The organism is Rhizobium sp. GN54, assembly GCF_021026345.1.
GTDB lineage: Bacteria > Pseudomonadota > Alphaproteobacteria > Rhizobiales > Rhizobiaceae > Mycoplana.
Genome location: NZ_JAJNCZ010000002.1, coordinates 363248 through 385945, shown reverse-complemented (window position 1 = coordinate 385945; position 22698 = coordinate 363248). Strand labels below are relative to the sequence as shown.

23 protein-coding genes are annotated in these 22698 nt (G+C 66.2%); 15 read left to right on the top strand and 8 right to left on the bottom strand.

Features of this window, described 5'->3' with window-relative positions; genetic code table 11:
• Nucleotides 1-320 precede the first annotated feature (320 nt).
• Both bmt and LQK81_RS07835 read left to right on the top strand, forming a co-directional pair.
• Entirely contained in the window at nucleotides 321-1340 is a 1020-nt protein-coding gene (gene bmt, locus LQK81_RS07840) for a betaine--homocysteine S-methyltransferase (protein ID WP_230805073.1), read from the top strand.
• A 169-nt stretch (nucleotides 1341-1509) separates the two neighbouring features.
• Complete coding sequence (locus LQK81_RS07835; RefSeq protein WP_230805071.1) at nucleotides 1510-1851, top strand: hypothetical protein; 342 nt, start codon at nucleotides 1510-1512, stop codon at nucleotides 1849-1851.
• A gap of 38 nt (nucleotides 1852-1889) precedes the next feature.
• Here LQK81_RS07835 and LQK81_RS07830 read toward each other — a convergent pair whose 3' ends face one another.
• From LQK81_RS07830 to LQK81_RS07820, 3 genes are all read right to left on the bottom strand, one after another.
• Nucleotides 1890-2630 (bottom strand): phosphodiester glycosidase family protein, encoded by a 741-nt coding sequence (locus LQK81_RS07830; RefSeq protein WP_230805069.1) that lies wholly within the window; start codon nucleotides 2628-2630, stop codon nucleotides 1890-1892.
• A 62-nt stretch (nucleotides 2631-2692) separates the two neighbouring features.
• Nucleotides 2693-3388, bottom strand: coding sequence for a ferredoxin (locus LQK81_RS07825; RefSeq protein WP_230805067.1), 696 nt, complete (start codon nucleotides 3386-3388; stop codon nucleotides 2693-2695).
• A 107-nt stretch (nucleotides 3389-3495) separates the two neighbouring features.
• Nucleotides 3496-5070 (bottom strand): trimethylamine methyltransferase family protein, encoded by a 1575-nt coding sequence (locus LQK81_RS07820; protein ID WP_230805065.1) that lies wholly within the window; start codon nucleotides 5068-5070, stop codon nucleotides 3496-3498.
• Nucleotides 5071-5375: 305 nt separating this feature from the next.
• On the opposite strand from LQK81_RS07820, the gene LQK81_RS07815 reads away from it, so the two are divergent.
• On the top strand, nucleotides 5376-6074 hold the full coding sequence (locus LQK81_RS07815) for a corrinoid protein (RefSeq protein ID WP_230805063.1): 699 nt from the start codon (nucleotides 5376-5378) through the stop codon (nucleotides 6072-6074).
• A 68-nt stretch (nucleotides 6075-6142) separates the two neighbouring features.
• Here LQK81_RS07815 and LQK81_RS07810 read toward each other — a convergent pair whose 3' ends face one another.
• The gene (locus tag LQK81_RS07810; RefSeq protein WP_183798228.1) at nucleotides 6143-6301 is read right to left on the bottom strand and encodes an entericidin; all 159 of its coding nucleotides are present in this window, start codon (nucleotides 6299-6301) and stop codon (nucleotides 6143-6145) included.
• A gap of 17 nt (nucleotides 6302-6318) precedes the next feature.
• Between LQK81_RS07810 and LQK81_RS07805 the strand changes: the two genes are divergently transcribed.
• The 9 genes from LQK81_RS07805 (at nucleotide 6319) to LQK81_RS07765 (ending at nucleotide 16654) form a co-directional block, all read left to right on the top strand.
• On the top strand, nucleotides 6319-6978 hold the full coding sequence (locus tag LQK81_RS07805; protein WP_230805061.1) for a DUF1638 domain-containing protein: 660 nt from the start codon (nucleotides 6319-6321) through the stop codon (nucleotides 6976-6978).
• Nucleotides 6979-7114: 136 nt separating this feature from the next.
• Entirely contained in the window at nucleotides 7115-7945 is an 831-nt protein-coding gene (locus LQK81_RS07800) for a formyl transferase (RefSeq protein ID WP_230805059.1), read from the top strand.
• Nucleotides 7946-8124: 179 nt separating this feature from the next.
• Nucleotides 8125-8427 (top strand): virulence factor, encoded by a 303-nt coding sequence (locus LQK81_RS07795; RefSeq protein ID WP_230805057.1) that lies wholly within the window; start codon nucleotides 8125-8127, stop codon nucleotides 8425-8427.
• Entirely contained in the window at nucleotides 8420-8995 is a 576-nt protein-coding gene (locus LQK81_RS07790) for a methylenetetrahydrofolate reductase C-terminal domain-containing protein (protein ID WP_230805056.1), read from the top strand. Before LQK81_RS07795 ends, LQK81_RS07790 begins: the two co-directional genes overlap by 8 nt.
• Before the next feature lie 3 nt (nucleotides 8996-8998).
• On the top strand, nucleotides 8999-10093 hold the full coding sequence (locus LQK81_RS07785; RefSeq protein WP_230805054.1) for a methylenetetrahydrofolate reductase: 1095 nt from the start codon (nucleotides 8999-9001) through the stop codon (nucleotides 10091-10093).
• An 85-nt stretch (nucleotides 10094-10178) separates the two neighbouring features.
• Entirely contained in the window at nucleotides 10179-11141 is a 963-nt protein-coding gene (locus LQK81_RS07780; RefSeq protein ID WP_230805052.1) for a methyltetrahydrofolate cobalamin methyltransferase, read from the top strand.
• 5 nt (nucleotides 11142-11146) lie between these two features.
• Nucleotides 11147-11494 (top strand): hypothetical protein, encoded by a 348-nt coding sequence (locus LQK81_RS07775; RefSeq protein ID WP_230805051.1) that lies wholly within the window; start codon nucleotides 11147-11149, stop codon nucleotides 11492-11494.
• Nucleotides 11495-11690: 196 nt separating this feature from the next.
• Nucleotides 11691-13727 carry an ASKHA domain-containing protein gene (locus tag LQK81_RS07770; protein WP_230805050.1) on the top strand — a complete coding sequence of 679 codons (2037 nt, stop codon included), beginning with the start codon at nucleotides 11691-11693 and terminating at the stop codon, nucleotides 13725-13727.
• Between the two features lie 182 nt (nucleotides 13728-13909).
• Nucleotides 13910-16654, top strand: a complete 2745-nt coding sequence (locus tag LQK81_RS07765; protein WP_230805049.1) for a cation-transporting P-type ATPase — start codon at nucleotides 13910-13912, stop codon at nucleotides 16652-16654.
• Nucleotides 16655-16663: 9 nt separating this feature from the next.
• Here LQK81_RS07765 and LQK81_RS07760 read toward each other — a convergent pair whose 3' ends face one another.
• Nucleotides 16664-17584: a LysR family transcriptional regulator gene (locus tag LQK81_RS07760; protein ID WP_230805048.1), complete on the bottom strand. Its 921-nt coding sequence runs from the start codon at nucleotides 17582-17584 to the stop codon at nucleotides 16664-16666.
• A 116-nt stretch (nucleotides 17585-17700) separates the two neighbouring features.
• Between LQK81_RS07760 and LQK81_RS07755 the strand changes: the two genes are divergently transcribed.
• Together LQK81_RS07755 and LQK81_RS07750 are read left to right on the top strand one after the other, a co-directional pair.
• Nucleotides 17701-17907 (top strand): hypothetical protein, encoded by a 207-nt coding sequence (locus LQK81_RS07755; protein ID WP_230805047.1) that lies wholly within the window; start codon nucleotides 17701-17703, stop codon nucleotides 17905-17907.
• A 105-nt stretch (nucleotides 17908-18012) separates the two neighbouring features.
• Nucleotides 18013-18243: a hypothetical protein gene (locus LQK81_RS07750; RefSeq protein ID WP_230805046.1), complete on the top strand. Its 231-nt coding sequence runs from the start codon at nucleotides 18013-18015 to the stop codon at nucleotides 18241-18243.
• A gap of 114 nt (nucleotides 18244-18357) precedes the next feature.
• Here LQK81_RS07750 and LQK81_RS07745 read toward each other — a convergent pair whose 3' ends face one another.
• Nucleotides 18358-18984 carry a GNAT family N-acetyltransferase gene (locus tag LQK81_RS07745; protein WP_230805045.1) on the bottom strand — a complete coding sequence of 209 codons (627 nt, stop codon included), beginning with the start codon at nucleotides 18982-18984 and terminating at the stop codon, nucleotides 18358-18360.
• A gap of 287 nt (nucleotides 18985-19271) precedes the next feature.
• Here LQK81_RS07745 and LQK81_RS07740 point away from each other — a divergent pair, with 287 nt between their 5' ends.
• On the top strand, nucleotides 19272-20285 hold the full coding sequence (locus LQK81_RS07740) for a GlxA family transcriptional regulator (RefSeq protein WP_230805043.1): 1014 nt from the start codon (nucleotides 19272-19274) through the stop codon (nucleotides 20283-20285).
• A gap of 62 nt (nucleotides 20286-20347) precedes the next feature.
• Here the strand turns inward: LQK81_RS07740 and LQK81_RS07735 are convergent, their stop codons facing one another.
• Both LQK81_RS07735 and LQK81_RS07730 read right to left on the bottom strand, forming a co-directional pair.
• The gene (locus LQK81_RS07735; protein WP_230805041.1) at nucleotides 20348-21670 is read right to left on the bottom strand and encodes a GGDEF domain-containing response regulator; all 1323 of its coding nucleotides are present in this window, start codon (nucleotides 21668-21670) and stop codon (nucleotides 20348-20350) included.
• A 107-nt stretch (nucleotides 21671-21777) separates the two neighbouring features.
• A complete protein-coding gene (locus LQK81_RS07730; protein WP_230805039.1) occupies nucleotides 21778-22605 on the bottom strand; it encodes a response regulator in 828 nt (275 codons plus the stop codon).
• Nucleotides 22606-22698 lie beyond the last annotated feature (93 nt).

The window sequence follows — 22698 nt, the reverse complement described above, 5'->3', positions numbered from 1 at the left end:
GGACGTATCAAGGCATGGGCTTGCGGGGCGCTGGAAGATCTCGCCTGCCTCCGGTAGCCGCCGGATCACGCGTCAGCGTAGGGGGGCAGACGGGAGCGGCGGGGCTTCCCTCCCTTGTCGGAGAGATGATCGGAGAGCACGCGCCGTTACACCAGCCTGCGGCCCGCCTCTTTCCTGCGGGATGCACCCCATCGCCGCCTTCATTGCTTGCGCGGACATAAAGAAATCTTTATATCCGGATGCAAGCATAGCCTCACGCCGACATGACAATGTGCCTTCGACCGCCCGCCGGTCCGGGGACGGACGGGAAAGTTGAACCGATGACGACCGAAAACAACGCGCTCGCAACGCTGCTCGCCGAAAAGCCCTTCCTGCTCGCCGACGGTGCCACCGGCACCTCGCTGTTCGCCATGGGCCTGGAGGCCGGCGAGGCGCCGGAGCTCTGGAACGAGGCGAAGCCCGAGAACATCACGAAGCTGCATCAGGATTTCGTCGATGCTGGTGCCGACATCATCCTGACCAACACCTTCGGCGGCACGCGTCACCGCCTCAAGCTGCACCATGCGCAGGATCGCGTCTTCGACCTCAACAAGAAGGCCGCCGAGATCGCCCGCGCCGTCGCCGGGAAGGCACCGCGCAAGGTGATCGTCGCAGGCTCCGTCGGCCCGACCGGCGAATTGCTGGTACCGCTCGGCGGGCTGACCTACGAGGATGCCGTCGCAGCCTTCGCCGAGCAGATCGAGGGCCTGAAGGCCGGCGGCGCCGATGTCGCCTGGATCGAGACCATGTCCTCGCCCGAAGAAATCCGCGCCGCCGCCGAGGCCGCCGTCAAGGTCGGCCTGCCCTTCGTCTATACCGGTTCGTTCGACACCGCCGGCAAGACGATGATGGGCCTGCATCCGAAGGACATCCACGGCGTTGCCGGCGACATCGGCACGGGCCCGCTCGCCGTCGGCGCCAATTGCGGCGTCGGCGCCTCCGACATCCTCTCCTCGCTGCTCGACATGACCGGCGCCGATCCGTCCGCGACCGTCGTCGTCAAGGGCAATTGCGGCATCCCGGAATATCGCGGCGCCGAAATCCACTATTCCGGTACGCCGCCGCTGATGGCGGAATATGCAAGGCTCGCCCGCGACGCCGGCGCCCGCATCATCGGCGGCTGCTGCGGCACCTCCTGCGAGCACCTCGCCGCCATGCGCCAGGCGCTCGACGCCCACGAGCCGCGCCAGCGCCCGACGCTGGAGACGATCGTCGACGTCATCGGCCCGCTTCGCAACAAGACCGCCAGCGAAAGCGCCGCGGCCCCCGCCCGCGAACGCGGCCGCCGCGGCAGGGGCTGAGCATCGCCGGCGACCGCCCTTCTCCCCGTTCACGGGGAGAAGGTGCCGGCAGGCGGATGAGGGGCCGTTGAAGCCAGGCCGAGCATCGCCCGCCATACAGCACAACTTGCACGCCCCCTCGCCCTCCACTATCCGGGATACCCACAGAGATTCGCTGGAGACCGAGCCGATGAACGCAGCCGCCTTTCCCGACCGGGACACGATCGCAGAGAAGATTTCCGCGCTCGGTGAGGCCGACCAGTCGTTCCTCGTCCTGCTCATGGAAAATCCGCAGCAGGACGAAAACCTGCTGGCAGGGCTCGATCTCCATCTCGCCAGGGCAGCCGAGGGGCGGTTCCTGAACTCGCTGAAGCTGGAAAAGCTCGGCGAATGGCTCGGCAATACGGCCCCCGCACGACTGCAGGTGCGGCTGATGGAGGCCGCGCGCTCGAGCCAGCACGCCGCCCACCAGGCCTTCCGCATCGGCCTGACCCGCTCGGGCGGCCTCGAAAGGGCCTATCCCAAGGCCTGAGCGTCCGGCACCCGAGCCTCCCGGGCCCGGAATCCGCATCAATAGGGCAGCCCGCCCGTCACGGCGATCACCGTGCCCATGCGCGAGAACCGGTCGTTGCGCCGGACCTCGGGCGCATAGAGGCTGGAAATGCTGCCGTCGAGAAAGAGGGCGTCCCGGCAGCCCAGCGCATCGCGAAAGAGCGTGGCGAAGTCGTGGAAGCGCACGGCCCCGCGCGAGATCGCAAACGCCACGCGTCCGTCCGGCAGGATGCCGACACCGTTGCGCACGTAGAGGCTGTCGCTATCCGGCAGGAAGCGCGGGTGGATGCGGCCGTCCTCGACCAGCATCGGTCCCGACTGCGTGGCGAACTGCACCTCCGGCCGTGCCCGCGCAAAGGCCTCCGTCTCCATCACCGCCGCCGTACCCTTGCCGACGAAGAACACCCCGTTCGGCTTGAGAAAGAAGTTCCCCTCGCCCGCCTCACGGTTCAGCGGATGGCGCTCGCGCCCGTATTCGACGAGCAGCCCGACCGGCGAATAGCCGGGGTGATACATCCCGCCGTTCATCCCGAAGACCAGAAACTCCCGGTCCTCGCGCAGGATGTCGCGCACCGCCCAGTAGGTCAGCGGCTCCTTCGCACCCTCTGCCGCCCCATAGACGCGGATCGTCTCACGCGCCGGATCGAAGCGGCAGACGATGTAGCTGTCGGCAAGATGGAGGACCTCCTCGCAGGCGGCCGAAGCCGAGCCTGCGACGAGCGACGAGGCGGCGAGCGCGAGGCCGAACAGACGCTTCATAGTTATCGAACTCCGGGATCGAATCGACAAATAGCCTCGCATCGGCGCGCCTCTGTCGCAAATCACAGCCCAAGCGCCGCCATGTGGAAGCGCAGTTGATCGTCGCAGTAGCGATACCCCTCGCCGATGGGACAGGCGGCGCGGGCGAGGCAACCGGCCGTCATGCAGCCGTCCCGGCCGGCGTTGGTCCGCACATGGCCGCGGCAGGCCGGAACGTCGAAGCCCGCAGCCGTCACAGCCCCGGCGGGACAGGGGCTAAGGCAGGGCCGGTCGCGGCAGGTATCGCACGGATGCGGCCCCGGCCCGGCCTCGGCTTCGGCATGGAGCGCATGAGCAAAGCCGAGCGCGGCGCGATAGCCGTGCCAGAGCCCGTAGACCGGATGGATCAGGATGCCGAGCGGCGAGGCCCGCAGGCCCTCTGCCCGCATCGCCCATTGCTGGAACGGCTGCCAGGGCGGGTCGGAGGGATAATAGGCTGCAGCTCCCCATCCGGCGGCAAGCGGCCCGACCACCGCCTTCGACCACGCATCGAGCGGATCGCGGCCGCCCCGATCCGGTGCCTCGTCCTGCCAGGCGCGGAAATGCGGCCAGATCGAGCTTCCGACATTGCCGATCAGCGCGACGCTCGCCGCCCAGCGGCCGTCCGGCAGGATCGGCGCCGCGTCAGGTTCGGCAAAATTCACGACGCCGCGCAAAAAAAGACCGTGCGGCTCGAAAGCCGCACGGATCGTTGTGCTGGTGGGGCGTCCCGCCGTCATTTCGGCTTCGGCCCCTGCAGTTCGTAGTGCGGTCGCCAGACCTCCTTCTGGATCATGTCCGCCACCGCCGATGCTCCGCCTTGCTCCCTGGCGCGTTCGGGAGCCTTTCAGGTGAAGGCGTCGGGCATCGAATCCTTGCGCTTGGCCATGTATTCCAGCAACGCCTCGTCGATCGCCGGATCGAGATAGGGTGCCTCGTAGTTTTCCAGCCAGGTGCGGCAGAGCGCGTTGGCGCGCTGCTCGATGCGCTTGCTGCCCTCGATCTCCCACTGCTCGAACGAGTTGTTGTCGGCAAGCGGCGAGCGGTAGAACGCGGTCTGGAAGTTCGCCTGCGTATGTGCGCAGCCGAGATAGTGGCTGCCGGGACCGACCTCGCGGATCGCGTCGAGCGCCTGCGCATCGGCGGAGAGATCGATGCCCTCGGCCATCTTCTGCATCATGCCGAGCTGGTCCTGGTCGATCATGAACTTCTCATAGGACGACACCAGGCCGCCCTCCAGCCAGCCGGCCGCATGCAGCACGAAATTGGTGCCGGCGAGCAGCGTCATGTTCAGCGTGTTGGCGCTCTCGTGTGCCGCCTGCGCATCCGGAACCTTGGAGCCGCAGAGCGAACCGCCGGTACGGAACGGCAGTCCGAGACGGCGGGCGAGCTGGGCCGCACCATAGGAGACCAGCGACGGCTCCGGCGTACCGAAGGTGGGCGCGCCCGACTGCATCGAGATCGAGGCGGCGAACGTGCCGAACAGCACCGGCGAGCCGGCCCGGATCAGCTGCGTGAAGGCGGCCCCTGCCAGCACCTCGGCGAGAATCTGCGTCAGCGTGCCCGCGACCGTCACCGGGCTCATCGCGCCGGACAGGATGAAGGGCGAGACGACCGAGGCCTGGTTGTGGCGCGCATAGACCTTCAGCGCACCCACCATGGTCTCGTCGAAGACCATCGGCGAGTTGGCGTTGATCAGGTTCAGCGTCACCGTATTCTTCTCGACGAAGTCCTCGCCGAAGACGAGCTTCGCCATGGCGATCGTGTCCTCGGCGCGTTCGGGCGCGGTCACCGAGCCCATGAACGGCTTGTCGGAATATTTGATGTGGCTGTAGACCATGTCGAGGTGACGCTTGTTCACCGGGATGTCGACCGGCTCGCAGACCGTGCCGCCCGACGAATGCATGGACGGCGCCATGTAGGCGAGCTTCACGAAGTTGCGGAAGTCCTCGATCGTTGCATAGCGGCGGTTGCCCTCGAGGTCGCGCACGAAGGGAGGGCCGTAGACGGGGGCGAAGACGGTCGCCTTGCCGCCGATCTCGGCGCTGCGCACCGGATTGCGGGCGTGCCAGGTAAAGGTCTTCGGAGCCGTCTTCAGGAGTTCGCGGCAGAGGCCCTTGGGGAAATGCACCCGCTCGCCCCGGATCTCGCAGCCGGCATCCTTCCACAGCGCGAGCGCCTCGGCGTCGTCGCGGAACTCGATGCCGATCTCTTCCAGCACCGTGTCGGCATTGCGTTCGATCAGTTGCAGGCCTTCCTCGTCCAGCACCTCGTACTCGCGGATCTTGCGGGTGATGTAGGGCAAGGACGGGCCGGGGCCACCGCCGGAGCGCGATGCGCGGCGGGCCGCTGCTCCGCGTCCTTCGCCGCGTGCGCGGCGACCGCCGCCTTCACCTTCCGGCTGCTCTGTCGTCAAACTCATGTCCGTATTTCCTCAAGTTTTGAACGGCGCTCCGTCGCCTGATGCTCATATGCTACCAAGCGATCGACTCGGGACGGGTCGAAATGCGCCAACGGCTGGCGCAGGGGAGACACCGCCCGGGCATCCAGTCGCCCCTTTGATTTGCCCTGTCAATGCCGGTCTTCAGCCGTTACCATGATCCTGTTCGCGCCGTCGCTTTTTGCTCTGCGCGACGTCGCTTTCGAAATCGGATTTTAACGGCAACATCGCTAACACTGGACTGCCCGGCCCGTGCCTGCCGTGCCACTGGAGACGAGGAGACACTCATGGCAGACGACGAAATCATTCTCGCCGACCTCTCCGACGAAGAGCTCGTGCAGCAGATGCACGACGATCTCTACGACGGCCTGAAGGAAGAGATCGAGGAAGGAACCAACATTCTCCTCGAACGCGGCTGGACGCCCTACGACATCCTGACCCAGGCGCTGGTCGAGGGCATGCGCATCGTCGGCATCGATTTCCGCGACGGCATCCTCTTCGTCCCCGAAGTGCTTCTCTCCGCCAACGCCATGAAGGCCGGCATGTTCATCCTCCGCCCGCTGCTCGCCGAGACCGGCGCGCCGAAGCTCGGCAAGATGGTGATCGGCACCGTCAAGGGCGACATCCACGATATCGGCAAGAACCTCGTCGGCATGATGATGGAGGGTGCGGGCTTCGACGTCGTCGACCTCGGCATCAACAACCCGGTCGAGAACTACCTCGAAGCGATCGAGCGCGAGCAGCCGGACATCCTCGGCATGTCAGCGCTGTTGACGACGACCATGCCCTACATGAAGGTCGTGATCGACACGCTGAAGGAAAAGGGCCTGCGCGACGACTACGTCGTCCTCGTCGGCGGCGCGCCACTGAACGAGGAATTCGGCAAGGCCGTCGGCGCCGACGCCTACTGCCGCGATGCGGCCGTGGCCGTGGAGACGGCCAAGGACTTCATGAAGCGCAAGCACAACATGATGGCCGGCGCCTGAGCCGAACGCGGACAGGAAAAGGCGGCGCCCGCTTGCGCAGGCGCCGCCTCGATCTCATATGCCGATGGTTACTGGGCTGCCCGGGCGACATCCCTGCCCGCAGCCTCCGTGGCGTTGACGGTGTTGGCCGTGTCCTGGCCGATCCCGCGGATGGTATTGCCGCATGCGGAAAGCGACGCGAGCGCTGCGAGTACGAGGCTGATCTTGGACAGGGTCTTGATGGTCATGGTCGGAGTTCCTCTCGATGGATGCGAACACAAATGAAGTATGGGACGACAATTCCCCGCTTCAACGCGCGAGCGACGAAAAAGTTCGCGTGATCGCCTGCGGCGCCATTGCGCGCGAGGTGATCGCCATCTGCAAGGCCAACCGCCTCGATCATATCGACCTGCAATGTCTGCCCGCCATCTGGCACGCCTATCCGGAGAAGATCACCCCGGGCGTCGAGCAGGCGATCGCGGAGGCCCGCGCGGAAGGCATCGAGCGGATCTTCGTCGGCTATGCCGACTGCGGCACCGGCGGGCTGCTCGATGCGCTCTGCGCGCGGGAAGGCGTCCGGCGCATCGAAGGCCCGCACTGTTACTCCTTCTTCGCCGGCAACGAGGCGTTTGCGCGCAACGACGACGACGTCACCTCCTTCTTCCTCACCGATTTCCTCGCCCGCCAGTTCGAGGCCTTCGTCGTCGAGCCGCTCGGCCTCGACCGCCATCCGCAACTGTTGCCGATGTACTTCGGCAACTACCGCAAGCTCGTCTATCTCTCGCAGGTCGAGGACGAGGCCCTGCAGGAGAAGGCGCGGCAGGCGGCCGACTTTCTCGGCCTCGCATACGAGTACCGCTTCACCGGCTACGGCGACCTCTCTCCGGCCCTGACCGGGCTCGGGAATTCCTCCACCGACACCTGACAACCGCCTTCACAGCTTGTGAAAGGTGAAATCCTGTGCGCACAGCGTGCACGAATTCAAAAGGTCCTGACGCTATGGTCCGCACGGCAGGATCCCGCCGGTCGGCGGCGGGGCGACGTGGGACGGCGGGGCAGGCATGACGGACATCGATGGACAGGCCGGAGCGACGGACAGGACGCCGGCCAGAACGCAAGCCAGCGCGACGGGACCGGTCGTCGTCCTCACCCAGGGCGGGCCGAACCCTGAAATCCTCATCAATGCGCTGAAACGCCACGTCCCCGAACTCGTCGTCATCGAAGAGAAGCCGGAATCGAAGAAGGACATGCTGCGCCTGAAGGCGCGCCGTCTCGGCTGGGCCACCGCATTCGGCCAGATGGCGACGATGGCGGCCTCGAAATTCGGCAAGCCGCTCGCCCGCCGTCGCGCCGCGGCGATCGTCCGCGAATACGGCGCCGATCCCCGCCCCGACCCGGCGCTGCGCCGCCTCTCCGTCGACAGCGCCAACAGCGAGGCGTTCCCTCGCGCGCTCGACGAGCTGAAACCGGCCGTCCTCTTCCTCGTCAGCTGCCGGATGCTGAAGCCTTCGACCCTTGCGGCGATCTCCTGCCCGGTGCTCAATTTCCACGCCGGCATCAATCCGCAGTATCGCGGCCAGCAGGGCGGTTACTGGGCGCGGGTGATGGGCGACGAGGCGAATTTCGGCGCGACCGTCCACCTGGTCGATGCAGGCGTCGATACCGGCGGCGTGATCGGCCAGGTCCGCGTGACGCCCACCCGCAAGGACACGCTGCACACCTATCCGCTGCTCCTGACCGCAGCCGGCACCGATATCGCCGTCCGCGCCGTGACCGACGCGCTTGCCGGCGCGCTGCGGCCAGTGGAGGCGACGCAGGCGCCGTCCCGCCAATGGTATCACCCGACGCTCTGGAGCTGGCTGTGGACCGGGATGACGCGCGGGATCTGGTGATCCCGGGCCGAAGCCCCGGCCAAAGTCCCTGCCAGTACGCCTGCCCGCCGTCCTTGCCCATGCGCAAACAGAGCAGGCCCGCGCGAATCCCACGTCGTTTTTGAGCGATGCCCGGTCGTGGCGAGCGCAGCCAGCGGGCTTTGCAGCAAGCATTGTCGAAACCGAGGAGTACCTTCACCATGGCAGACCGCATCATCGTCTATTGGCGCGACATCCCCGCCCAGGTCATCATCAAGCAGGGTCGCAGGACGGCCAAGCGCGAGCTGTCGCTGCGCTTCACCGAGGCGATCGACATGTGCGCCATGCGCACCGGCGCCGCCGAGACCGACGACTACCTCGCCGAATGGCGCAAGGCTGATCCGGTGCCGGTTTCCGACGAACTGGAGGCCGAGGCCGACAAGGCGGCAGCCGAGCTCGAGGCGGCCTACGATCGCGAACGGCTGGTGGCGCTGGTCAAGGCCGGGGGCCGCGACGATGGCTGACCCCAAGCCCGGCAACGCCGCGCCCGCGCAGAAGGCCGCCACCGGCGCCTATACGCCGGCCGGGGTCTCGCCGAACCGCCGTTCCCGGCACAAATATACGGTCCGGCTCTGGGCGGTTCGCCATTCGCGCTTCTTCGAGTGGTTCTACAATCGCTTCGCCGCAGCCTTCCTGCTGCTCGATCCGCTCTGGCGGCTGTTCGGCTACCAGCGCGTCGAGCGCCCGGTCACCTTCGTCGAGCGCCATGTGAAGGGCTTTTTGTTCGACTGTCGCATGTGCGGCCAGTGCGTTCTGTCGTCGACCGGCATGTCGTGCCCGATGAACTGTCCCAAGCAGTTGCGCAACGGCCCCTGCGGCGGCGTGCGGGCCAACGGCAATTGCGAGGTCGAGCCGGACATGCCCTGCGTCTGGGTGCAGGCCTGGAAGGGATCGCAGAACATGGCGAAGGGAAATGCCATCATGAACGTGCAGAAGCCGGTGAACCAGTCGCTGCGCGAGACATCCTCCTGGCTGCGCGTCACCGCCGAGGCCGCGGCGGCCCGCGAGGCTGCGAGCGGAAAGGACGCCTGATCCATGGCCCATTTCGACGAAAACCCGCTCGGCCCCCACCTGCCGCTCGATCCCCTGCCCGGCCATTCCTCCCTCGGCCGGCTGGAACGCGTGCTCCGGCGCGGCGAATTCGCCGTCACAGCCGAGCTGAATCCGCCCGACAGCGCCAATCCGGAAGACGTCTACGAACGCGCCGCGATCTTCGACGGCTGGGTGGACGGCATCAACGCGGTCGATGCGTCGGGCGCCAACTGCCACATGTCCTCGGTCGGCATCTGCGCGCTTCTAACCCGCATGGGCTATGCGCCGATCATGCAGATCGCCTGCCGCGACAAGAACCGCATCGCCATCCAGGGCGACGTGCTGGGTGCTGCCGCCATGGGCGTGTGCAACATCATGTGCCTGACCGGCGACGGGGTGCAGGCCGGCGACCAGCCGGGCGCCAAGCCGGTCTTCGACCTCGACTGCATGTCGCTGCTCGAGACGGTGCGGATCATGCGCGACAATGCGAAATTCCTCTCTGGCCGCAAGCTGACGACGCCGCCGAAGGTCTTCCTCGGCGCCGCCATCAACCCCTTTGCGCCCCCCTACGACTTCCGCCCCTATCGCCTCGCCAAGAAGATCGAGGCCGGCGCCCAGTTCGTGCAGAGCCAGTACTGCTTCGACGTGCCGATGTTCCGCGAATACATGAAGAAGGTCCGCGACCTCGGCCTGCACGAGAAATGCTACATCCTCGTCGGCGTCGGCCCGATGGCCTCGGCCCGGACGGCCAAGTGGATCCGGTCCAACGTGCCCGGCATCCACATCCCCGACAGCATCATCGCCCGCCTGGAGGGCGCGCAGGACCAGAAGAAGGAAGGCAAGCAGCTCTGCATCGACATCATCAACGAGGTGAAGGAGATCGAGGGCGTGTCCGGCATCCACGTCATGGCCTACCGCCAGGAGGAATACGTGGCCGAGATCGTCCACGAATCCGGCGTGCTCAAGGGCCGCAAGCCCTGGACGCGCGAGCCGAACCCGGTCGACCAGCTGGTGGCCGAGCGCATCGAGGAGGTGCGCGAGGGCAAGGAACAGAACCAGCAGGAAATGGCCGAAATCGCCGCTCACCACCCGCATTGATCGAGGCGGGCGTCCTGCGGCGCGCCACCTTGTAACCCGAAAATTCGCGCGATAGCCTGTCGCCCACGTCACCAGAGGAAATTTCATGACCCGCACCATCGTCGCTTCCGCCACCCGCGAGATCGTCATCGGCTTCGACCAGCCGTTCTGCGTCATCGGCGAGCGGATCAATCCGACCGGCCGCAAGAAGCTGGCAGCCGAGATGGTGGAAGGCAATTTCGACACCGTCATCAAGGATGCGCTGGAGCAGGTCGCAGCCGGCGCTACGATGCTCGACGTCAATGCGGGCGTCACCGCCGTCAACCCGAACGAGACCGAGCCGCCGCTTCTCGTCAAGACGCTGGAGATCGTCCAGGGCCTTGTCGACGTGCCGCTGTCGATCGACAGTTCCGTCACCGCCGCGATCGAGGCCGGCCTCAAGGTCGCCAAGGGCCGGCCGCTGGTCAACTCGGTCACCGGCGAGGAGGAGAAGCTCGAGGCGATCCTGCCGCTGGTCAAGAAGTACGACGTGCCGGTCGTTGCCATCTCCAACGACGAGACCGGCATCTCGATGGACCCCGACGTCCGCTTCGCCGTCGCCAAGAAGATCGTCGAGCGCGCCATGGACCACGGCATCAAGCCGCATGACATCGTCGTCGATCCGCTGGTCATGCCGATCGGGGCGCTGGGCGACGCCGGCCGCCAGGTCTTCCAGCTGCTCTATCGCCTGCGCCACGAACTGAAGGTCAACACCACCTGCGGACTCTCCAACATCTCCTTCGGCCTGCCGCACCGCCACGGCATCAATGCCGGCTTCATCCCGATGGTGATCGGCGCCGGCATGACGAGCGCCATCATGAACCCCTGCCGCCCGCAGGAAATGGAGGCCGTGCGCGCCGCCAACGTGCTCAACGGCACCGACGCCAACTGCACCAACTGGATCATGACCTACCGCGACCACAAGCCCGCCGAAGCCGGCGCCACGGCATCGGCATCCCCTGCCCCGGCCGCCGGCGGCCGCCGCGGCGGCCGGGCCGCCCGCGCCGGCACGGGCGCTTCCCGGGAGTGACCCTCATGACCCCGCGCCGCCTTCGCAAGGACGCCTCCACGCTCTGGTTCGAAGCCCCCTTCGTCATGGCGATGCGGATCCACGACATGCAGATGGCGGCGCTGACCGGCAGGTCGCAGGACACCGCCGAGATGAACCGCATGATTTCGGAAAAGGTGGTGGCCACGGCCGAAAGCGCTGTGGCCGTCAACATGGCGGTCTCGCGCGCAGCCTTCGGTGCGGCGATGCAGATGATGACCGGCGGCCGCCCCTCGGTCGAAAAGGCCGGCGAGGCCATCGCAGCGGCCGCCCTCAAGCCCTATGGCAAGCGCGTGCGCGCCAACGCCCGACGCCTGCCGAAGAAGAAATCCTGAACCTTGCAGGCAGGCCGGCGGGATGGCATCCGGAAATGATGCTGGCGGATCTTTCCATGTCGGGATTGGACAACTATCAGGCTGCATTCCGGTGCAGTCTGCACATTTGCGTGACACGCCGGTCCAGAACCGATGCGGGCCCGATGAAAGACCGAATACCATGCGCTACGAAGGCACGTCCGAGAACGAGAGCAACATGAGCGAAGCCGCGCAGACCGATCCCCTGGTTCTGTTCATGCCGTCGGGCAAGCGCGGCCGCTTCCCGGTGGGCACGCCGATCCTCGACGCCGCCCGCAAGCTCGGCGTCTACGTCGAGAGCGTCTGCGGCGGCCGGGCCACCTGCGGGCGCTGTCAGATCGAGGTGCAGGAAGGCAGCTTCGCCAAGCACAAGATCGTCTCCTCGCTCGACCACATTTCGCCGGTCGGGCCGAAGGAAAAGCGTTATGCCGAGGTTCGCACCATTCCCGAGGGGCGCCGGCTCTCCTGCTCGGCCCAGATCCTCGGCGATCTCGTCATCGACGTGCCGCAGGATACCGTCGTCAATGCCCAGGTGATCCGCAAGGCCGCGACCGACCGGACCTTCGACCGCAACCCGGCGATCCAGCTCTGCTATGTAGAGGTCGACGAGCCCGACATGCACAAGCCGCTCGGCGATCTCGACCGGCTGAATGCCATGCTGGAAAAGGATTGGGGTTTCAAGAACATCCTCGTCGCCCAGCATCTCTTGCCGGAAGTGCAGAAGATCCTGCGCAAGGGCAACTGGGGCGTGACCGCCGCGATCCACCGCGACATCGAGGGATCACGCCCGAACCTGATCGCATTGTGGCCCGGTCTGCACAACGAGGGTTACGGGATAGCCTGCGACATCGGCTCGACCACCATCGCCATGCATCTGGTGTCGCTGCTATCGGGCCGTGTCGTCGCCTCGTCGGGCACGTCGAACCCGCAGATCCGCTTCGGCGAAGACCTGATGAGCCGCGTATCCTACGTGATGATGAACCCGGACGGGCGCGAGGCCATGACGAAAGCCGTGCGCCAGGCGATCAACGAGCTGACGGTCAAGGTCTGCACGGAGGGCGGCGTCGATCCGAACGACATCCTCGACGCCGTCTTCGTCGCCAATCCGATCATGCACCACCTGTTCCTCGGCATCGATCCGACCGAACTCGGCCAGGCGCCGTTCGCGCTCGCGGTTTCCGGCGCGGTCCACACCTGGTCGCGCGAGATCGACCTTGCCATCAATCACGGCGCCCGCGTCTATCTCCTGCCCTGCATCGCCGGCCATGTCGGCGCGGACGCTGCCGGTGCGACGCTGGCCGAGGGGCCGCACCGCCAGGACAAGATGATGCTGCTCGTCGACGTCGGCACCAATGCCGAGATCGTGCTTGGCAACCGGCAGCGCGTCGTCGCCGCTTCGTCCCCCACGGGGCCTGCCTTCGAAGGCGCCGAGATCTCGTCGGGCCAGCGCGCCGCCCCCGGTGCGATCGAGCGCGTGCGCATCGACCCCGAGACGCTCGAGCCGCGCTTCAGGGTGATCGGCGTCGACAAGTGGTCCGACGAGGATGGCTTTGCCGAGGCCGCGGCGTCCGTCGGCGTCACCGGCATCTGCGGCTCGGCGATCATCGAGGTCGTGGCCGAGATGTACCTGTCGGGCATCATTTCCGAGGACGGCGTCGTCGATGGCGCGATGGCGGCGAAAAGCCCGCGCATCATCCAGAACGGCCGCACCTTCTCCTACCTGTTGCATGACGGCGAGCCGCGCATCACGGTGACGCAGAACGACATTCGCGCGATCCAGCTCGCCAAGGCGGCGCTCTATGCGGGCATCAAGCTCCTGATGGAGAAGCAGGGTATCGACCATGTCGACACGATCTGCTTTGCCGGGGCCTTCGGCACGTTCATCGATCCGAAATACGCCATGGTGCTGGGCCTGATCCCCGACTGCGACCTTTCCGACGTCAAGGCGGTTGGCAACGCCGCCGGCACCGGCGCGCTGATGGCATTGCTCAACCGCGGCCACCGCCGCGAGATCGAGCATCTCGTCAGCCGGATCGAGAAGATCGAGACGGCGCTGGAAGGCAATTTCCAGCAGCTCTTCGTCAATGCCATGGCGATGCCGAACAAGGTCGATGCCTTCCCGAACCTTTCAACCGTCGTCACCCTGCCCGAGCGCAAGGCTCCGTCCGACGACGGCGAAGGCGGCGGCCGCCGCAGGCGCCGCAGCCGGGAATAGGCCACCGGGGACGGTTTCCGGCCCGCAATCCGCTCTGACCTGTATGGCCGATGACGCATTGCTGATCGGCCCAAGCTTGACGTGCATCAAGTCGGGATCGCTATACTCGTGATAGGCCTCGGGAAATCGCGCCGCGTCTCCTGCCGGACGCCGCCGCCCGAAAGCTTGCACGGAGGACCGGGATGAACGTTCGCACGGCCGTTTCGGACGAAAACCGGGGCGCCGAGGCCGCGCAGCCGGTCGCCTGGCATGCCCTGCCCACAGATGCGGCGCTCGCGCGGCTCGGAACCTCCGACGAGGGCCTCTCCGCCGACGAGGCGAAGCGGCGGCTCGAACGCTACGGGCCGAACCAGCTTCCCGCCCCCTCGCCGCGCCATCCCCTGCTGCGCTTCCTCGCCCAGTTCAACAACACCCTGATCTATTTCCTGCTGTCGGCCGCCATCGTCGCCGCGATCATCGGCCATGTCGTCGATGCGGCCGTCATCGTCGGCGTCGTCCTCGTCAACGCGATCGTCGGCTTCATCCAGGAGGGGCGCGCCGAAGAGGCGCTGAACGCCATCCGCGACATGATCGCACCCCATGCCCGCGTCCTGCGCGGCGGCCGACAACATGACATCGATGCCCGCGCCATCGTTCCCGGCGACGTCGTCCTGATGGAGGCGGGCGACAAGGCGCCGGCCGATATCCGCCTGCTGCGCGCCCGCAGCCTGAAGGTCGACGAGGCGATCCTGACCGGCGAATCCGTACCGGCGGAAAAGGAGGAACGACCGGCCGGGACGGACGCCGCCCTCGGCGACCGCCACTCCATGGTCTTCTCCGGCACGCTGCTGGCCACCGGACAGGCGACCGGCATCGTCGTCGCGACGGGGGCCGGGACCGAGATCGGCCGCATCTCGACGATGATCGGCGGGATCCGGACGCTGGAAACCCCGCTGCTCGTGCAGATCAACCGCTTCGGCCGGATCTTCACCCTTGTCGCGATGACGACCGCGGTGGCGCTGATGGCGTTTGCCATGCTGGTCCATGCCTACCCCTGGGCCGATGCGCTGATGATCGTCGTGGCGTTGGCCGTCGGCGTCGTGCCCGAAGGGCTGCCGGCGGTGATCACCATCACGCTTGCGATCGGCGTGCGGCGGATGGCCCGGCGCAATGCCGTCGTCCGCCGCCTGCCCGCCGTCGAGACGCTCGGCGCGGTCTCGGTGATCTGCTCCGACAAGACCGGGACCCTGACGAAGAACGAAATGACCGCCCGGCGGATCGCCACGTCGGGGCGGGAAAGCCTCGTTGCCGGCGCCGGCTATGCCCCTGAGGGCGCCATCGGCGAAGGCGATACGCCGCCGAACCGGTCAGAGACGGAACTGGTGCGCGCCGCCCTCCTGTGCAACGACGCGCAACTGGTCGAGGCCGATGGCCGCTGGTCCGTGCTCGGCGACCCGATGGAGGGCGCACTGGTGACGCTCGCCATGAAGGCCGGCCTGCAACCGGAGACGGAGCGGTCGAACCGGGCCCGGATCGACGAGATCCCCTTCGACGCCCGGCACCGCTTCATGGCCACCCTCAACCGCGATCCCGCCGGCGGCGGCCGCATCTTCGTCAAGGGCGCGCCGGAGCGCGTGCTCGCCATGTGCGCCCGACAGGCCGGAGGCGATGCCGGCGCAACGGAGATGGACCTCGACGCCGCCTACTGGCGCAAGCGGATCGCTGCAGCAGCAGCCAATGGCGAGCGGGTCCTGGGCTTTGCGGCAGCCACAGCACCCGCAGCGCTGGAACGGCTCACCTTCGAGGACGTCGAGACGGGCCTCATCTTCCTCGGCATCGTCGGTTTCATCGACCCACCGCGCGAAGAGGCGATGGCAGCGGCGGCCGACTGCCGCTCCGCCGGCATCGCGGTCAAGATGATCACCGGCGACCACGTCGACACCGCCGCCGCGATCGCGCGCCAGCTCGCCATCGCCGACGATCCGAAGGCGATGACCGGGGCGGAGATCGACGCCGTTGCCGACGCCGAACTCGGCGCGGTCGTCGAGGCGGTCAGCGTCTTCGCCCGCACCAGTCCGGAGCACAAGCTGCGCATCGTCCGCGCCCTCCAGAACAACGGCCATGTCGTCGCCATGACCGGCGACGGCGTCAACGACGCGCCCTCGCTGAAGCAGGCCGACGTCGGCATCGCCATGGGCCGCAAGGGCACCGAAGCGGCCAAGGAGGCTGCGGAAATGGTGCTGGTCGACGACAACTTCGCCTCGATCGTCGCCGCCGTCCACGAGGGCCGGACCGTTTTCGACAATATCCGCAAGGTCATCTCCTGGACCGTCCCCACCAATGGCGGCGAGACCATCTGCGTGGTGCTGGCCATCCTCCTCGGCCTGTCCCTGCCGATGTCGCCGGTCCAGATCCTCTGGATCAACATGATCCTGACGGTCACGCTCGGCCTCGTGCTGGCCTTCGAGCCGACCGAACCGAACGTGATGCGCCGGCCGCCGCGCGGCCGCAACGCGCCGCTGGTCACCGGCTTCCTCGCATGGCGGATCCTGTTCGTCTCGATCCTCTTCACCATCGGCGTGTTCGGCATCTTCGAATATGCGATGCGCTCGGGCCAGGGCGAGCGGGTGGCGCGCACCATGGTGGTCAATACGCTGGTGGTGATGGAGATCTTCTATCTCTTCAATGTGCGCTATCTGCACATGACGTCGTTCAATCTGAAGGGCGTGCTCGGCACCCCGGCCGTGCTGGGCGCGATTGGCGTGGTCGTCGCAGCACAACTCGCCTTCACCTATGCCCCGTTCATGCACGCCCTGTTCGACAGCGCGCCGGTCGCGATCGGCGACGGCGTCCTCATCATCGCCATCGGCATCGTGACGATGCTGGTGCTGGAGGCGGAGAAGGCGCTGATGCGGCGCATGGGCGCCCTCCGTCCCGTCGACAGCTGATCCGGTCCGTCAGCAGGCGACGGGCAGGAGCGCCTCCTTGGGGCTGCGTTCGAAGCGGGCAAAGGCCGCGCGGACATAGTCTGCGACCGCCTTCACCGGCGCGTCGGCATCCTCGCCGATGACGAGGCCGATCGTGTAGTGGCCGAGGTCGGGCAGCCCGTCCTTCTCGCCGAGCGCCACCATGTCGTCCTGCACGAGGAAACGGGCGAGCGGCGCGACTGCGAGATCGGCGCGGATCGCCGCCCGCTGGCCCATGTGATGGGCGCAGAAATAGGCGACGCGGAACTCGCGGCCCGACCTTGCCAGTTCCTCGAGCGCCCGGGCCCGCCAGATGCACCCCTCCTCCCAGACCGACACCGGCAGCGGATGCTTCGTGTGCGCGGTGCCGCAGTTCTTCGCCGCCCAGACGAGTTGCTCCTTCATCAGGATCTCGCCCGGAACCGGCGTGGTGTTGTCCGGCGAATTGAAGATCGCGAGATCCAGCCGCCGCTCGGCGACGGCACGGCGCAGGCTGGAGCTCGATTCGATCGACACGTTGACGGCGATCGAGGGATAGGTCTCGGCAAACCGGCGCAGCACCTCCGGCAGGATCAGTTCGCCGACGTCGTCCGGCGCGCCGAGCCGCACGACCCCGTTCATCTCCGGCATCATGAAGCGCGAGACCGCCTCGTTGCTGAGCGTGAGCAGCCGGCGGGCATAGGAGAGCAGCACTTCGCCATGGTGGGTGAGCGTGACCGAACGGGCGTCGCGCCGGAACAGCGTGCAGCCCAGCATCTCCTCCAGCTTCTTGATCTGCATCGAGACCGCCGAGGGCGTCCGGTGCACCGTCTCCGCCGCCGTGGTGAAGTTCCCGGTCTCGGCGATGGCGACGAAGGTCCTGAGAATGTCGAGTTCCAGCAAGGGCAGCGGCTGCCTCGGCATCACGTTCATGGCATCCTCCTAATTCAGAATTACTGATCGATAGCTTCATTTCATTTCGTTTGATTGAACACCCCTTCGGCGCGATAGTCAATCCAACGAAACCGGATCCGGAAAGGATGGGTGTCATGACAGACCGCAAATCACACACAGATGCCGCTCCGTTCGCCATTCGCGCCGTCGGCAGGGGCTTTGCGCTCCATATCCGCCAGTTCCTCGACGCCCGGGCGGCCCGCCGCCTTCGCCGCCGCGCCGAGCGTGAAATGGAAATGCTGCCGCCGGAACTGCAGCGCGACGTCGGTTGGCCGGGACGCCGTTCCCATGACGGAATCTGATGCATTGCATCAAATATATTCGATTGATTGATGAATAAGGCCGCGACATGATGATCATCAAGGTCGCGACCTTTCGAACCTCCCAAGATCGAAAGGACCCTCGAAATGCATACGTCCATCTCACATCTTCACGGCGGCTCGCTCGCAAGGCGCGTGTCCGGAGCTGAAACCCTGTCGTCGTTCCGGCGCTTGGCCGGTCGCGTTGCAGACGCCTGGCGTCATCATCGCGAGGAACTCGAACTGGAAAACCTCCCGTTCGACCTGCGCAAGGACATCGGCTTTCCGGCCACCGACGAAGCAACCGACATCGCCTCGGTCATCAGGAAGACGCGATGAGAGAATGCTATCCGGCGATGCCCCAGTCGCCGCGACCTCCCAGGACGACGACCCACTGTCGCCGGATATGAAATCGCCGAGGCGGTTTTGGTCCGGCGATTTTTTTAGCCTTCGCTACGCCATGTGCCGGCCGAGGCGAAGGGCTCCGCCCCGCAGGATCGGTACCTGCGGCGCGGCATCGGCCGGCAGGATCCCGACGAGTCGCGGATCGTCGAACACCTCCACCATCCGCTCATAGGGCACGAAGCCGGAGCGCACGTAGAAATCCAGGGCCTGTGGGCTGTCGAGGCTGCAGGTGTGCACCCAGAAGCGTGAAACCGGCTTCGACCACGCGTTTTCGATCGCCTGGTTCATCAGCCAGCGCCCCGCCCCGCGTCCGATCATCGCCTTCGTCAGCCCGAAGAAGGTCAGTTCGCATTGCCCCTCCTCGCGAAAATCGAGCTCCATCAGGCCCTCCGCCCGTCCGCCCGCCATCACCGCGCGCACTTCCACGGCCGGATCATGCAGGATCTCCGCCAGCGCGCCCTCGGCAAGCGACAGCCGCGAACTCCACAGCCAGTCCGTGCCGATCCGCCGATAGAGGTCGCGGTACCAGTCGAGATCCGGCTCCCGGACGAGGGCGAGCGTCAGCCCCTCCGGCTCGGCGGCATTTCCGGTCGGCGTGGGGGAAAGCATCTCCAGACAGGTGACCGCCGCCACCAGTTTTCCGGGTGCCACTTTCGAGTATCCGTCGGCGAGCATCGTCTTCTCCTCTGTATCGTCTTTTCTTAACGCCTGCGCCGGCCCGTTCAAGCGTCTTTCGCAACTTCGGGCCCGTCCCCTGCCGCCGCCCCGGAGCAGAATGCCGTGTCGCAAATTTCGCACGCCCGTCCCGAGGCCGCGTTCAGGCGAGAAAACCCTCAAACGCTTGGAACACGAATGGTTACGCAGGGCTTCACAGTCGCACCAATCCATGCAAATGTCGCAATCAGGCAAGCTAGACGACCGGCTTCGGGAGACGCTTGCGAAAAACCAGAGCGGAACTCCCCATGACCAAGACAGCAGCCAAAAAGCGTTCGCTTGTTTTCTTCCTCGTGCCCAATTTCTCCATGCTGCCGTTCTCGGCCGCGATCGAGGCGTTGCGCATCGCCAACCGCATGCTGGGCTACGAGGCCTATAGCTGGCGCCTGTCATCGACGGACGGCCAGCAGGTGCTGTCTTCCAGCGGCATCGGCCTCGAGGTCAATTCCTCGCTGGCCGACGAGCGCAAGTTTCTCGGCGGGGAGAATCGCCCCTCCATGGTGCTCGTCTGTTCGGGCATCTACGTCGAGGATTTCCGCAACAAGTCGGTGAATGCCTGGCTGCGCGAAGCCTATAATCGCGGCGTGGCGATCGGTTCGCTCTGTACCGGCGCGCATGTCCTGGCCCAGGCCGGGCTGCTCACCGGCAAGCGCTGTGCGATCCACTGGGAGAACCTGCCAGGCTTCGCCGAGGCCTATCCCCAGGCCGAGGTCTATGCCGACCTCTACGAGATCGACGGCAACATCTATACCTGCGCCGGCGGCACCGCCTCGCTGGACATGATGCTCAACCTGATCGACCAGGATTTCGGCGAGAACCTCGTCAACAGCATCTGCGAGCAGGCTCTGACCGACCGCGTCCGCGGCCCGCACGATCGCCAGCGCCTGCCGCTGCGCGCCCGCCTCGGCGTGCAGAACGCCAAGGTGCTCTCGATCATCGAACTGATGGAAAACAATCTCTCCGAGCCGCTGTCGCTGCTGGAGATCGCCGAGAGCGCCGACCTCTCCCGTCGCCAGATCGAACGCCTCTTCCGGCAGGAGATGGGGCGTTCGCCCGCCCGCTACTATCTCGAAATCCGCCTCGACCGCGCCCGCCACCTTCTGGTGCAGTCGTCGATGCCGGTCGTCGAGGTCGCCGTTGCCTGCGGCTTCGTCTCCGCCTCGCACTTCTCCAAGTGCTACCGCGAACTCTACAACCGCTCACCCCAGCAGGAGCGCGCCGACCGCAAGCTGATGCTTCCGGCCGCAGTCGCGGCACGCTAAGCGTTCCCGGGCACGCCGAGCGTCCCTGACGGCGGAAAGCCGGCCCCTGTGACGGGCCGGCGCTAACCCGCCAGCGCCGGCTGCAACGAGCGCTCGGAGAACACCCGGTTCCGCCCGGCATGCTTGGCCATGTAGAGGAACTGGTCGGCCGCGTTCAGATAGTTGTCGAAGACCTCGTCGCCTTCGATGGCGGCCACCCCGATCGAAACGGTGATCGTCAGCGGTTCCCCGTCGGCCTCGATCGGGGTGGCCGCCAGTTCCTCGCGCAGCATGTCGCACCGCGCCACCGCGTCGGCCACGCCGACCCCGTCGAAGATCATGCCGAATTCCTCGCCGCCCAGCCGGGCCAGCAGGCAGTTTCCGCGGAGCCGCGCCTTGAGGCGCTTCGAGACCGCCTTCAGGACGACATCGCCGACCTCGTGGCCATAGGTATCGTTCAGCCGCTTGAAGTGGTCGATATCGACGATCGCGATCGAGGCTTTCGCGCCGCGGCGCATGGCCTGGCTGACGATCCTCTGCCCCGCCTCGAAGAAATAGCGGCGATTGTAGACATCGGTGAGGTAGTCGCGCGATGCCAGAAGGGTCAGCGCCTGGAACTGCTTGTGCAGCGCCGCCAGATGCAGCATCCGGGCGATGAAATCCTCGTCGCAGAACGGCCTGAGGATGAACTCGTCGCCGCCCGCCTTCAGGAACCGCGCCCCCGTCGCATCCTGCCCCCGGCTCGACAGGCCGACGATGCGCACGCTCATCGGCGAATAGTGGCGGCGGATCTCGCCGAGCAGCAGCACGCCGTCGCAGCCCGGCTGGTCGAGATCGACGAGGACGATGTCGGTGTCGCGGGCTTCGTCGAGCAGGTCCAGCGTCCGTTCGGCGCCCTCCGCCTTCTGCAACTGGAAGCGCTGCCTGGACAGCAGCGCCGCCTCCAGCGCCAGGCTGCCCGGCTCCGGCGAGACGAGCAGCACCTTCGTCCGTTCGCTCGCAAGAATGCGGTCGACGCCGACGATCACCTGCTGCAACGCCGAGGGGCTGTCCTTCATGACATAGTCGAGTGCACCCTTGGCGAGCGCGCCCTCGCGCATCGACTGACCAAAGGAGGCGCTGAAGACGATCGGCCGGATGCCGCGCGAGACCAGGAGGTCGAGCGCCTCGCAGTCGGGCGAGCCCGGCAGGGTCAGGTCGACGATGGCAAGGGCGAACGGCTCCGTGCCGGCATCGACGGCGGCCCTCAGCGCATCCATGTTCTCGCAATGGGTGACCCGGACCCCGAGTTCCGTCTCCAGCCGGAACCGCAAGGCGGTGGAGAACATCCGCGAATCTTCGACGATCAGGACGGATCGGCCGAAATGGCGCAGAAACGCAGCCTGTCGTTGCGAATTCCGGTCCACTTCAAACCCCTTCCCCACGCGCCTTCATTACATCGTTCCGGGTTTATCAAGCGGTTAACTCCCGGAAACTATCTCACCTTACGTAAGCCTCTTGTCTCGGACCGCTGTCACGCGGCCTTGCGTCCGTTCGCCTTGCGGATCTGCGTCAGCGTGTCGAGGTTCTGGTTGACCCGGCAATAGAACTCCTCGTCGATGAACGGCCGCAGCATGAAATCATTGCCGCCGGCCTTGAGGAAACGCGCCGACAGCATCCGGTCCGTCGACGAGGAAACCCCGATGATGCGAAGCTGGTGCGAGCCCATGAACGACCTGATCCGCCGGGTGAGCTCGAAGCCGTCGATGTCGGGCATGTTGTAGTCGGTGACCATCAGGCCGATATCCGGATTGGCCTGCAGGATGGCGAGCGCCGCAGCCCCGCTCTCGGCCGTGCTGACACGGAAGTTGTAGCGCTTCAGCCGGGTCGACAGCAGCGCCCGCGCCGTCGGGCTGTCGTCGACGATCAGCACGTGGTGATCGTGGTTGGTCAGGAAGCGGCAGACGGATTCGGCCAGCATGTCGACGGCGAACACGTTGTCCTTGATGATGTAGTCGACGATCTCCTTCGACATCAGGTGGTCCCGCGTCTGCTGGTGGAACATGCCGGTAAAGACGATCGTCGGCACGCTGAGATCGATCAGGTAGTTGAGCGCCTCGCCGTTCTCTGCGCCCGGCAGGTTGATGTTGGAGATGGCGAGCGTGATCGGATCGGAAGAGCGCTCGTAGGTCTCCTCCAGTTGCAGAAAATCGCGGCAGAGCTCGACCTGGATGCCGAACAGCTCCTTCAGCCGTGCGCCGATCATGGAGGTGAAGACGTTGGAGTCCTCGACGAGCAGGATGCGGTGATGGGAAAGCGACGCGCCGGCGTACTGCATACCGGAGATACCGATGAATGACATCTTATGCCTTCTGACATGAGGGTTTCGCGTGCCGCCTGCAGTCGCCATTCGGCGGGGCGGCATCGGACCTGCACATGGTCCCGTCCGAAGGGA

Bases quoted from the DNA above. Each gene is read 5' to 3' on its own strand.
- bmt (WP_230805073.1), top strand. From the start codon at position 321: ATGACGACCGAAAACAACGCGCTCGCAACGCTGCTCGCCGAAAAGCCC.
- LQK81_RS07835 (WP_230805071.1), top strand. From the start codon at position 1,510: ATGAACGCAGCCGCCTTTCCCGACCGGGACACGATCGCAGAGAAGATT.
- LQK81_RS07830 (WP_230805069.1), bottom strand. From the start codon at position 2,630: ATGAAGCGTCTGTTCGGCCTCGCGCTCGCCGCCTCGTCGCTCGTCGCA.
- LQK81_RS07825 (WP_230805067.1), bottom strand. From the start codon at position 3,388: ATGACGGCGGGACGCCCCACCAGCACAACGATCCGTGCGGCTTTCGAG.
- LQK81_RS07820 (WP_230805065.1), bottom strand. From the start codon at position 5,070: ATGAGTTTGACGACAGAGCAGCCGGAAGGTGAAGGCGGCGGTCGCCGC.
- LQK81_RS07815 (WP_230805063.1), top strand. From the start codon at position 5,376: ATGGCAGACGACGAAATCATTCTCGCCGACCTCTCCGACGAAGAGCTC.
- LQK81_RS07810 (WP_183798228.1), bottom strand. From the start codon at position 6,301: ATGACCATCAAGACCCTGTCCAAGATCAGCCTCGTACTCGCAGCGCTC.
- LQK81_RS07805 (WP_230805061.1), top strand. From the start codon at position 6,319: ATGGATGCGAACACAAATGAAGTATGGGACGACAATTCCCCGCTTCAA.
- LQK81_RS07800 (WP_230805059.1), top strand. From the start codon at position 7,115: ATGACGGACATCGATGGACAGGCCGGAGCGACGGACAGGACGCCGGCC.
- LQK81_RS07795 (WP_230805057.1), top strand. From the start codon at position 8,125: ATGGCAGACCGCATCATCGTCTATTGGCGCGACATCCCCGCCCAGGTC.
- LQK81_RS07790 (WP_230805056.1), top strand. From the start codon at position 8,420: ATGGCTGACCCCAAGCCCGGCAACGCCGCGCCCGCGCAGAAGGCCGCC.
- LQK81_RS07785 (WP_230805054.1), top strand. From the start codon at position 8,999: ATGGCCCATTTCGACGAAAACCCGCTCGGCCCCCACCTGCCGCTCGAT.
- LQK81_RS07780 (WP_230805052.1), top strand. From the start codon at position 10,179: ATGACCCGCACCATCGTCGCTTCCGCCACCCGCGAGATCGTCATCGGC.
- LQK81_RS07775 (WP_230805051.1), top strand. From the start codon at position 11,147: ATGACCCCGCGCCGCCTTCGCAAGGACGCCTCCACGCTCTGGTTCGAA.
- LQK81_RS07770 (WP_230805050.1), top strand. From the start codon at position 11,691: ATGAGCGAAGCCGCGCAGACCGATCCCCTGGTTCTGTTCATGCCGTCG.
- LQK81_RS07765 (WP_230805049.1), top strand. From the start codon at position 13,910: ATGAACGTTCGCACGGCCGTTTCGGACGAAAACCGGGGCGCCGAGGCC.
- LQK81_RS07760 (WP_230805048.1), bottom strand. From the start codon at position 17,584: ATGAACGTGATGCCGAGGCAGCCGCTGCCCTTGCTGGAACTCGACATT.
- LQK81_RS07755 (WP_230805047.1), top strand. From the start codon at position 17,701: ATGACAGACCGCAAATCACACACAGATGCCGCTCCGTTCGCCATTCGC.
- LQK81_RS07750 (WP_230805046.1), top strand. From the start codon at position 18,013: ATGCATACGTCCATCTCACATCTTCACGGCGGCTCGCTCGCAAGGCGC.
- LQK81_RS07745 (WP_230805045.1), bottom strand. From the start codon at position 18,984: ATGCTCGCCGACGGATACTCGAAAGTGGCACCCGGAAAACTGGTGGCG.
- LQK81_RS07740 (WP_230805043.1), top strand. From the start codon at position 19,272: ATGACCAAGACAGCAGCCAAAAAGCGTTCGCTTGTTTTCTTCCTCGTG.
- LQK81_RS07730 (WP_230805039.1), bottom strand. From the start codon at position 22,605: ATGTCATTCATCGGTATCTCCGGTATGCAGTACGCCGGCGCGTCGCTT.